Consider the following 11601-nt stretch of genomic DNA (forward strand, 5'->3'; position numbering starts at 1 on the left):
GGGGTGACTGATGGGGCTCGAACCCACGACAACCGGAATCACAATCCGGGGCTCTACCAACTGAGCTACAATCACCACTGACCTTTCAATTTTGCTAACAAGCTACTGTACCGAATGGTGCGCCCAGAAGGATTCGAACCTTCGGCCTTACCCTCCGGAGGGGTACGCTCTATCCAGCTGAGCTATGGGCGCTCGCCTTGGTTAGCGACGCACATAATAGGGATAAATCAGCTTCACGTCTACCTTTGTTTTTAATTTTTTTTCTGTTTGCTCATGTTTTGACTGAATTGGGATATTTTTGAGCATTTTTAATTATAAACTCATGTTGGTTCACATTATTGGTTAAGTTTCATATACTGAAACGTCAGTAAAAAGTCTTAAAGGAATTAAGGGCGTGCTATGGAAAAGGGAACCTTCCCCATATTTAGTTCAGATAATGTTGAGCACCTCAAAAGAAGAGTGTCACGACTAAGGCGTTTGCTAAGCAAATACAAACGTGCTGAAGTAATCCAAAATGCATTACTGGAAATTTCCAACATTGCCACTAACGCCATCTCCCTTGATGCTTTTTATCATGGCGTTCACTCTCACCTGCAAAAACTTATCCACGCTGACAACTTCTTTATTGCTGAACTCGATACCGACAGCAGTATTATTAGCTTGCCTTTTTTTGCCGATGAAAAAGATCCCCATCCAAGTGAGCTTTATCCCGATGAAGAAATATCAGCGCTGCTCAAACGGGGGATTACTGGCTACGTACTGAGAACTGGCGAGCCATTATTGTGTGATGATCAAGGTTTTGAGTCACTTGTAAAAGCAGGCGAAATAGATGACTTAGGTTCAGCCTGCCTGCAATGGTTAGGGGTACCAATTAAGCATAATGATAAGGTCACTGGCGTATTAGTTGTTCAAAGCTACAGTGATGACATCATATATGGTGAATTAGAATTAGAATTAATGGGCTTTATTTGCCACCATATCTCTGGGGTAATGGAACGTTTGCGTCATAATGAAGAGCTCGAAATTGCCATTGTGCAGCGAACTAAAGAGCTCAGTGATGCCTACGAAAAAGTAAAACAAGAGGTACAAGAGCGCGTAAAAGCTGAAAAGTTGCAATCAGCACTGTTTCAAATTGCAGATCTGTCGACCTCTGATGTTAGCCAATCTGTATTCTATCCACAGATCCACAAAATCATCAGCCAACTTATTCCTGCAGAAAATTGTTTTATCTCTTTAGTTAATAAAGCAAGCAATACGCTTTCTTTCCCCTTTTATGTCTCTAAGATGGCTTCAGAGCCGCCTAAGCCTCGTCCAATGCAAGATGGACTAACAGAATATATTCTTAAGCATAAAAAGCCGCTACTGCTGCGCCAGCAAGATATTCAAGCATTAATTAAAGCCGGTGACATCTACGGCCATAATCCAGACTTAAACCACACTCACGCAATGGTGCAATGGATTGGTATTCCATTATTCATCCACGGTGAAGTCACCGGTGGGTTAACGATATACAGCTTAAGCAATAACGACTCTTTTGCGGTTAAAGATCTTGAGTTACTGACCTTTGTGTCACAACACATTGCCAATGCCATAGAAAAGAAATTAGCCGCAGAGCAGCTAAAAAGAAGTCATGAATTATTAGAAGACAAAGTCCAAAAGCGCACCCATGCTATCGCTGAAATGAATGACAATTTGCAGCGACAAATTATGCAGCGTAAAAAGATCGAAGCCCAATTAGTCTTTGATGCCAAACATGATAATTTAACCGGCTTACCCAATCGTAGCTTCTTTATGGAGCGCTTATCCCAAACCATTAAACATCTTAGGCGTAATAAAAATGAACAATGTGCATTATTGTTTATCGACTTAGATGGCTTTAAACAAATTAACGATACTTTAGGTCATTTAGAAGGGGATCGATTTTTAATTGAAACCTCAAAAAGATTAAAAGCGTGTATCCGTGATAACGATACCCTTGCACGTTTAGGCGGTGATGAATTTGTGATACTGCTAGACTCAATTCATCGTAAACAAGATGCTGAAGATGTCAGTGAACGCATACTTAAAGCCATCGCTCAGCCGTTTACATTAACCAGCCAACAGGTAATCTCCGGCGCTAGTATTGGCGTGGCTTATAGCGCAAAGAACACCTCCTATGACAGCGAGTCTATTTTACGTCATGCTGACACTGCTATGTATCAGGCAAAAGCCAAAGGTAAAGGTTGTTATGTGGTGTTTGATCAGCACATTGAGCAACACTTTAATCAAAGAGTGGAATTAGAGCAGGACTTCCAGCAGGCATTAGAAAATCACCATATAAATGTTAATTTAATCCCCGTGGTCGATTTTGATGGCCTGAGCATTTTGGCTTATGAGCCCATAGCCTCTTGGCAACACGCTACACATGGTAGTATCAGTCACCAACAACTGCAGTCATTGGCGAGTAAAACCCAAACTATCACCATTTTTGATGACTATATATTTAAATATATCGATAGTGGCTATAAGGCGTTAACTGACACCCTGGGCCACGCGCCACAAATTCACATGTCACTATCAAGCAAGCATATTAAGTTGAAATACGACTTACGAAGCTTAAAAAACACCATCAAAAATAGCCAAATCAGTCCAAGCCATTTATGGGTGTTTTTCCATGAAAAAGCCTTCGTTAAAGACCGAAAAAACCATATCACGGCCTTTGATACTTTAACTGAGCTTGAGGTTAATATCGGCATTAATGGTTATGGCACAGGTTATAGTTCGTTAAGCAGCCTCAGCTTTTTGCCAATAAAAGCCCTTAAACTGGATGCTGATGCAAGCCAACATTTACTGAATAGCAAACAATTGCAATTGGCTAAAGCATATTGCCTCATTGCATCGACCTTAGGGTTTGAAATGTTTGCTGATGGAGTTAATACTGACGAACAACTCACAGCGTTACGACAGCTGGGGTACTACCAAGGTCAAGGGCGCTTATTCTCTGCTAACGACATCTGTATAAAAACGCAGTTAGAGAAAATAGCTGACACCCAACAAGGAGCGGAGTGTCAGTTAGCTAAGCTTACTTCTTAAACATATCTCGCAAGTTAGCGATATTGCTTTTACCGGTTTGCAGCCTTTCTTGCTCAGTTTGCTTTGGTTTACGGTTTTCCCAAATCAAGTCATCTTGAGGCAGTTCCATCAAAAAACGGCTTGGCTCACAGCGCATGGTTTCACCAAACTGGCGCCGTTCTCGACACATAGTAAACCATAACTCTTTCTGTGCTCGGGTGATCCCCACATAAGCGAGTCGGCGCTCTTCATCGACATTGTCTTCATCAATACTCGACTGATGCGGCAAGATGCGCTCTTCGGTGCCCACCATAAACACATAAGGGTATTCGAGGCCTTTCGATGCATGTAGGGTCATCAGCTGTACTTGATCGCCGCCTTCATCCTCTTGGTTACGTTCCATCATGTCACGCAAGGTCAAACGGGTAACGACTTCAGGTAAGGTCATTGGTTCGTCCAAATCATCACCTTCAAGCATTTGAGTCACCCATTTATACAGCTCTGAAATATTCTTCATCCGCATTTCAGCTGCTTTAGCGCTGGTGCTGGTTTCATACAAATAATCTTCGTAGTTAATTTTACGAATAAGCTGCTTAATGGCGTCTACCGGTTCACCGCGGCTAGCTACTTCGCCGGTATCGACTATGAATTTACCAAACTGATATAACGACCCCATTGCCGCTGGCGACAGATGATGGTTTAGCTCAGCTTGAAAAATCGCTTCAAATAACGAGATGTGCTTTTCATTGGCATAACTGCCTAAACGCTCCAGTGTTGCAGGGCCAATACCACGTTTAGGAAGGTTAACAACCCTTAGGAAGGCATTATCATCATCTGGATTCACCACCAAGCGCAGGTAAGCCATAATGTCTTTAATTTCTGCGCGTGCAAAAAACGAAGTGCCACCTGAAAGCTTATAAGGAATGCGGTTAGTCATTAATGCACGTTCTAATAACCGCGATTGATGGTTACCCCGATACAAGATGGCATAATCACCAAACTGAGTACGGCCAACGAATTTGTGACGAATAATCTCCGCTACCACCCGCTCTGCTTCTTGCTCTTCATTGGCAGCAAATAGCACCCTAAGCGGCTCACCATAGGCTAGCTCACTGAATAAGGTTTTTTCATACACATGGGGGTTATTAGCAATTAAGATATTGGCCGCACGTAAAATACGTTGGCTAGAGCGATAATTTTGCTCTAGCTTAATCAAGCGCAGTTGCGGAAAATCTTTCCCTAGTAACACCAAATTTTGCGGTTTAGCACCACGCCATGAATAAATCGATTGATCGTCATCACCTACCACGGTAAATCGCGCACGCTCGCCAACTAACAGCTTCACCAGCTCATATTGGCTAGTATTAGTATCTTGATACTCATCCACCAGCAAGTATTGAATACGGGTCTGCCAGCGGGTTCTTACTTCTTCATTATGACGCAACAATAACGTCGGCAATAAAATCAGATCGTCAAAATCCAGCGCATTGTAGGCTTTCATTTGCTGGGCATAGCGCTGATAAAGCTTGGCAAATAATTGAGTTTGTTCGTCACCGCCACGTTTGAGCGCTTGATCAGGTACGACTAAATCACCTTTCCAGTTTGAAATGGCGCTAGCAAGCGCTTTGATGAGGTCTTTATCTTCTTCAAGCTCATCTTCTGTGAGCTCTTTTAATAATGCAAAGGTGTCTTGGTCATCAAACAGTGAGAAGCCAGCTTTTAAGCCCACCACTTTATATTCACGTTTAAGAATTTCTAAGCCTAAGGTATGGAAGGTTGAAATCCACAAACCGCGAGCTTCTTTACGCCCCATTGACTGCGAGACACGCTCTTTCATCTCACGGGCGGCTTTATTGGTAAAGGTCACGGCAGCAATATTGCGCGCCTTGTAGCCACACTTTTCAACTAAGTATGCAATTTTGTTAATAATTACCCGAGTTTTACCACTACCCGCCCCCGCTAAAACCAAGCAAGGTCCAGAAACATAGTGAACGGCATCATTTTGCCCAGGATTTAACTTCATGCTAACTAGATCACCAATAACGAAAATAAAAGGATCGTGATCATACCAGAAACCGCCAAGCTGCAATTAAAAATATCGATCGTTATGGTATTTTCGATCGTAATACTAAAAGTGACAAATGAAGGAGCAAACAATGGTGATTGCTTTGGAAAACGCCTCCGCCTCAGGTACAATCGAGCTAACAAACAGCTAATTTTAATATGGAATTGATAATGATTAATCCTAAAAAACTTGAAGAAGTTGCCAAGCAACTGAGTGATAATCTTCCTAGTGGCGTAAAGCAATTTGCCGGTGAATTTGAAGAACGTTCAAAGCAAATTCTACAAAACCAATTAATGAAATTAGATGTGGTCTCTCGCGAAGAGTTTGAAGTTCAGCAACACGTGTTATTAAAAACCCGTGAAAAGCTTGAAGCACTGCAAGCCCAAGTGGATGAATTAGAGAAAAAGTTCTCAGCTGAGTAGAAAATCGCTGGTATTTTCAGCCATCACCATGGCTAAAAAGCAATAAAAATGGCATCCAATTGGATGCCATTTTTATATAACATTTACATCAGCCTGCTTAGTTCAGCGCTTCTTCTAAAGCACGTAAACACAAGGCAACATTTTCGCGTCTAGCGCCGTAGCCCATCAAACCAATGCGCCAGGCTTTACCCGCTAATGCCCCAAGGCCCGCACCGATTTCTAAATTATAGTTTTCCAGCAACTGTTTACGCACTGCGGCGTCATCAACACCTTCTGGGATAAACACCGCATTGAGTTGTGGTAAACGGCACGCTTCATCAACAACAAAAGTAAGCCCTAATTTTTCAAGCCCAGCACGCAGTAACTGATGCATATCAGCATGACGTTGCCATGCGTTTTCTAAGCCTTCATTGGCCAAAATACGTAATGACTCATGCAGTGCATAAAGGGCATTTACAGGCGCGGTATGATGATAGCTGCGTTTTGCGCCACTATCTTTACTACCCCAATAACCCATTACCAAGGTTTGATCGAGGAACCAACTTTGAACAGGTGTTTTACGTTGCTTTAATTTCTCAACCGCTTTGGCTGAAAAAGACACTGGCGAAATCCCAGGCACGCATGATAAACACTTTTGGCTACCTGAATAGATGGCATCAATGCCCCAATCATCCACTCGTAACTCAACGCCGCCCAGTGATGTCACCGCATCGACAATGCTTAAGCAATCATGTTGCTGCGCTAATGCGCATAAGCTTTTAGCATCAGATACTGCGCCAGTAGAGGTTTCAGCATGGACAAAGGCTAAGAATTTGGCATCAGGGTTGGCTTGCAGCGCTGCTTCAACTGCGGATACTGAAACAGGTTCACCCCATTCGTTATCAACCACAATCGCAGTCGCGCCAACGCGTTCGACATTCTGGCGCATACGTTCGCCAAACACCCCGTTACGACAGACGATGACTTTTTCACCTGGCTCAACCAGGTTGACAAAACAGGTTTCCATACCAGCGCTACCTGGCGCAGACACAGCTAGGGTCATTTCATTTTCAGTTTGAAATGCATATTGAATCAGCGCTTTTAGCTCATCCATCATGGCGACGAATAAAGGGTCTAAATGACCAATGGTGGGTTTTGCTTGCGCAGCAAGCACTTCAGGATAGACATCTGAAGGCCCTGGCCCCATAAGGGTGCGGCGAGGTGGATTAAAGGCACTAATTTTTGAAACAGCATTTGACGAAACAGATAACATCAAAGTCTCCTTGGCTCGAGGTCTAGTTAGTAATAGCTCAATGAAACCTACATTTTTTAATTGTTTTTATGCCACCGAATATAATTTCGTTTGTGGCCGCCGTTAACAGGCTGCTGTGACAATAACACACAGATAACCACAAAATCGCTATCTGCATGAAATTTATTGTCATGCTCTGCTATATGCTAGCACTCGGCTGAAAATGCTCGGACTGCTATTATTGAGCTGTATTTAAAAACAGCTGATAGGCTGGGCTTTGGGTTTCTTCTTGATAAACAAAACCAAGCTCAGTTAAAAACTGCTGAAACGCTTCGCCGTCACTGGCAGGTACTTCAAAACCAGCTAACACACGACCGTAAGCGGCGCCGTGGTTACGATAATGGAATAGACTGATATTCCATTGGCTTTGCAGGGTAGTTAAAAACTTAAATAACGCCCCTGGATGCTCTGGAAACTCAAAGCTGAATAAGCGTTCATCCAATGGCTCAGGCGGGTGACCGCCGACCATATAACGCACATGCAGCTTAGCGGTTTCGTCATGGGATAAATCTTGTACTTCAAAGCCATCGCTTTCTAGATTTGCGATAATATCATCAAGCTCAGCTTGGCCATTTGACAGGCGAATACCTGCAAACACCACCGCTTTATCACGGCTGGAGAAACGATAATTAAACTCAGTCATGGCACGTTTCTCTAACAGCTCACAAAAGCGTAAAAATATCCCCGGACGCTCAGGGACTTTAACCGCTAAAATAGCTTCTTTTTGCTCGCCTAGCTCGCAGCGCTCAGATACATAACGCAAGCTATGAAAATTGACATTAGCACCAGACAAAATCGAAGCCACTTTTAACGGCTTATCTGCATCATTGGCCACATGCTGTAGATACTTTTTCATCCCCGCGGTTGATAACGCCCCAGCAGGTTCAGCAATGGCGCGGGTGTCTTCAAAAATGTCTTTTACTGCGGCGCAGATTTCGTCTGAGGTAACGGTAATGACATGGTCAACATAGTCTTTGGCGACTCTAAATGGCTCTTCACCGATACGCTTAACCGCGACGCCATCAGCAAATAAACCCACTTGACTTAGTGTTACTGGCTCGCCCGCAGCTAATGCCGCTTTTAAACAGGCAGCATCTTCAGGCTCTACGCCAATAATTTTAACCTGTGGCATAACCGCTTTATAATAAGCCGCAATGCCTGCAATTAAACCACCGCCGCCTACAGGCACAAACACCACATCAATATCACGCTGCTGTTGCAGCATTTCTTGAGCTATGGTGCCTTGACCTGCGATCACCGCTTCATCATCAAAAGGGGCAATATACACTCGGCCTTCGGTTTCAGATAAGGCTTTGGCGTAATCATTGGCTTGATCAAATGCCTGACCGTGGAGCAGCACATTGCCACCTAAGCGCTTTACCGCATCGATTTTAATTTCGGGGGTTGTCGTCGGCATCACAATCACCGCACTAATGCCAACGCTTGCCGCCGACATTGCCACCCCTTGGGCGTGATTACCTGCAGAGGCGCATACCACACCTGCAGCAGCTTGCTCAGGGGTTAGCTGCGCAATACGATTATAGGCACCACGCAACTTAAAAGAATGCACTGGCTGCATGTCTTCACGTTTTAAATACACGTCACAGCCAAAGCGTGCCGATAGCTTTTTCATGCTCGATAGCGGCGTTACTTTGGCGACGTCATACACAGACGACAATAGGATCTTCTGTAAATATTGCTGAGCTAAGGGCATGGGCGTTAACTCCAGTTGCGTTGCTGATGCCAAGGATTGCATGGATTAACCTTCTAATTTACTGCGATCGCGCACAGCACCTTTATCGGCACTGGTGGCTAATAATGCATAAGCTTTAAGTGCCAAAGATACGTAACGCTCACGAGATACTGGCTTCCATGCAAGTGGCCCCTTTGCTTCCATAGCAGCGCGGCGACGCTCAAGTTCACTATCTGCAACGGCTAATTTGATTGAACGTGAAGGAATATCGATTTCAATGGTATCGCCATTTTCAACCAGTGCAATGGTGCCACCAGCAGCAGCTTCTGGTGAAATATGACCGATTGATAATCCTGAGGTACCACCAGAGAAACGGCCATCGGTGATCAATGCACATGCCTTACCTAAACCGCGAGATTTAAGGTAAGTGGTTGGGTAAAGCATTTCTTGCATACCAGGGCCGCCTTTAGGGCCTTCGTAGCGAATAACTACCACTTCACCAGCAACCACTTCACCACCTAAAATACCTGCTACGGCATCATCTTGGCTTTCATAAATGCGCGCTGTACCCACAAAGGTCAGGTTTTCTTCATCAACACCGGCCGTTTTGACAATACAGCCATTTTCAGCCACATTGCCTGAAAGTACCGCTAGGCCGCCTTCTTGGCTAAAGGCATTTTCACGGGTACGAATACAGCCTTGTTGACGATCATCATCGACACTGTCCCAATAGCAATCTTGGCTAAAGGCAGTTTGTGTTGGAATGCCTGCAGGTCCTGCACTATAAAAGCGTCGTACAGCTGCATCTTGTGTTTGGGCAATATCATATTTAGCCAATACTGATTTTAAATTGCCGCCATTATCCGCTGCCACATGGGGAACGTCACTATGCAGTAAGCCAGCTCTATCTAGCTCACCTAGAATACCCATCACCCCACCAGCACGATGAACATCTTCCATATGGTACTTTGGCGTTGAAGGCGCGACTTTACAAAGGTGCGGCACCATACGCGACATTCTATCGATATCAGCCATAGTGAAGTCCACTTCACCTTCTTGTGCTGCAGCAATAAGATGCAATACGGTATTTGATGAACCACCCATGGCAATATCTAGCGCCATGGCATTTTCAAAGGCTTTAAAAGAGGCAATATTGCGCGGCAAAACACTGGCATCGTCATCACGATAATAGCGGGTGGCGAGATCCATGATGCGCGTACCTGCTTCTAAAAATAAGTTACGACGCGCAGCATGAGTCGCTAATAACGAGCCATTACCAGGTAGTGATAAACCTAAAGCTTCTGTTAAGCAGTTCATAGAGTTGGCGGTAAACATTCCTGAACAAGAACCACATGTTGGGCATGCACTACGTTCAATCTGCTTACTGTCTTCATCACTGACATTGGTATCAGCGCCAGCTACCATGGCATCGACTAAGTCAAGTTTGATAATTTTATCTGAAAGCTTGGTTTTGCCCGCTTCCATTGGCCCGCCAGAGACAAATATCACTGGGATATTGAGCCTTAGCGCTGCCATCAACATGCCAGGAGTAATTTTATCGCAGTTAGAAATACACACTAGCGCGTCTGCACAATGGGCATTAACCATGTATTCAACGCTGTCAGCAATCAGCTCTCGTGATGGCAAGCTATAAAGCATGCCGCCATGACCCATGGCGATACCATCATCGACGGCGATGGTGTTAAATTCTTTGGCAATACCACCTGCTTCTTCAATTGCGCCAGCAACCAATTGGCCCATATCTTTTAAATGCACATGGCCTGGTACGAACTGAGTAAACGAGTTCGAGATGGCAATAATTGGCTTACCAAAGTCAGTTTCTTTTACACCTGTTGCACGCCAAAGGGCACGTGCGCCAGCCATGTTACGGCCTTCGGTACTGGTTGCTGAGCGTAGTTTAGGCATTGTCTTATCCTTTCCTTGTAATACTGCTTTAACCATTTTATTTGAGTCATTTACATGATGCGGTAACCATTGAAAGTAAACTGATTCAAATTGTAATAGTCGTTTAATTTATAATTATTTTAAATGGATTGAAGCTGTTTATTTAGCTCATAACTCTTGATTTAGCTCAAGGCTGCTTATTAAGCTCAAGGCTATTGAGTTAGCGGCTCTAGCCAGCCCCACTTATCTTCTGTCTCTCCGTTAAATAAACCAAAGAAACTTTGTTGTATTTGTTGTGTCACTGGGCCACGTTTGCCTGCGCCAACCTCAATACGGTCAACGCTTCTTACTGGCACTATTTCTGCGGCGGTGCCGGTCATGAAAATTTCGTCAGCAACATATAAAAATTCCCGCGCCATGGCTTCTTCAATCACTTCGTATCCAAGCTCTTTGGCTAACACCATAATCGTGTCACGGGTAATGCCTTTTAAGATGGCTGCGGTTGCAGGCGGGGTATATATTTTGCCATTTTTGACAATAAACAAATTGGCCCCAGCGCCTTCACTAACTAAACCGTTAGTATCTAATGCGATACCTTCATCAAAACCGTTACGCTTTGCTTCTGTAGAAATTAGCTGTGATGATAAATAATTACCGCCGGCCTTTGCCCCTGTCGGTATGGTATTAGGTGCTAGGCGCTGCCATGATGTCACTGCGACATCAACGCCGGCATCCATGCTCTCTTCGCCAAGGTAGGCGCCCCACGAAAAAGCCGCTACGACCATATCACATTGTGCGTCAATTGGCGGGGTGATCCCCATCCCTACATCACCCATAAATATTAATGGACGAATATAAGCGCTGGGTAAGTTATTTTTTAGCACAGAATCACTGCAAGCTTGCATGACTTGATCAAAGCTAAAAGGCACATTCATTCGATAAATTTTGGCGGAATCAAATAAACGCTGCACGTGGTCGGTTAGCCTAAACCCTGCTGGGCCTAGATGAGTATCATAAATGCGAATACCTTCAAATACTGAAGAGCCATAATGCATTGCATGTGTCATCACGTGTACCTTAGCATCTTGCCAAGGCATAATTTCACCGTTAAACCATATAAGTTCTGATTGTGTCGCTGCCATAGTCTGTCCCTTAATCTATATCGATGAAATTG

At 44.2% G+C, this 11601-nt stretch carries 7 protein-coding genes and 2 tRNA genes; 2 read left to right on the top strand and 7 right to left on the bottom strand.

Annotation, left to right across the window (positions count from 1 at the left end; genetic code table 11):
• Window positions 1-2: 2 nt before the first annotated feature.
• Both Q4546_RS17515 and Q4546_RS17520 read right to left on the bottom strand, forming a co-directional pair.
• Window positions 3-75 (bottom strand) — tRNA-His (locus tag Q4546_RS17515).
• A 40-nt stretch (window positions 76-115) separates the two neighbouring features.
• Window positions 116-192: transfer RNA gene (locus Q4546_RS17520), tRNA-Arg, on the bottom strand.
• 207 nt (window positions 193-399) lie between these two features.
• Between Q4546_RS17520 and Q4546_RS17525 the strand changes: the two genes are divergently transcribed.
• Window positions 400-3072, top strand: a complete 2673-nt coding sequence (locus Q4546_RS17525; protein WP_102475775.1) for a diguanylate cyclase — start codon at window positions 400-402, stop codon at window positions 3070-3072.
• On the opposite strand, the gene rep is transcribed toward Q4546_RS17525, so the two are convergent.
• Entirely contained in the window at window positions 3062-5074 is a 2013-nt protein-coding gene (rep, locus tag Q4546_RS17530; RefSeq protein WP_102439733.1) for a DNA helicase Rep, read from the bottom strand. The two genes, Q4546_RS17525 and rep, sit on opposite strands and share 11 nt — an antisense overlap.
• Window positions 5075-5286: 212 nt before the next feature.
• Between rep and Q4546_RS17535 the strand changes: the two genes are divergently transcribed.
• Complete coding sequence (locus Q4546_RS17535) at window positions 5287-5538, top strand: accessory factor UbiK family protein (protein ID WP_076541888.1); 252 nt, start codon at window positions 5287-5289, stop codon at window positions 5536-5538.
• 97 nt (window positions 5539-5635) lie between these two features.
• Here Q4546_RS17535 and Q4546_RS17540 read toward each other — a convergent pair whose 3' ends face one another.
• From Q4546_RS17540 to Q4546_RS17555, 4 genes are all read right to left on the bottom strand, one after another.
• Entirely contained in the window at window positions 5636-6790 is a 1155-nt protein-coding gene (locus Q4546_RS17540; RefSeq protein ID WP_102475776.1) for an alanine--glyoxylate aminotransferase family protein, read from the bottom strand.
• A 217-nt stretch (window positions 6791-7007) separates the two neighbouring features.
• The gene (gene ilvA, locus Q4546_RS17545) at window positions 7008-8585 is read right to left on the bottom strand and encodes a threonine ammonia-lyase, biosynthetic (RefSeq protein WP_303446741.1); all 1578 of its coding nucleotides are present in this window, start codon (window positions 8583-8585) and stop codon (window positions 7008-7010) included.
• A 3-nt stretch (window positions 8586-8588) separates the two neighbouring features.
• Window positions 8589-10448, bottom strand: coding sequence for a dihydroxy-acid dehydratase (ilvD, locus tag Q4546_RS17550; protein WP_102440067.1), 1860 nt, complete (start codon window positions 10446-10448; stop codon window positions 8589-8591).
• Between the two features lie 191 nt (window positions 10449-10639).
• A complete protein-coding gene (locus Q4546_RS17555) occupies window positions 10640-11569 on the bottom strand; it encodes a branched-chain amino acid transaminase (RefSeq protein WP_102475778.1) in 930 nt (309 codons plus the stop codon).
• Window positions 11570-11601 lie beyond the last annotated feature (32 nt).

It is taken from the genome of Shewanella sp. 4_MG-2023 (assembly GCF_030548015.1).
Lineage (GTDB): Bacteria > Pseudomonadota > Gammaproteobacteria > Enterobacterales > Shewanellaceae > Shewanella.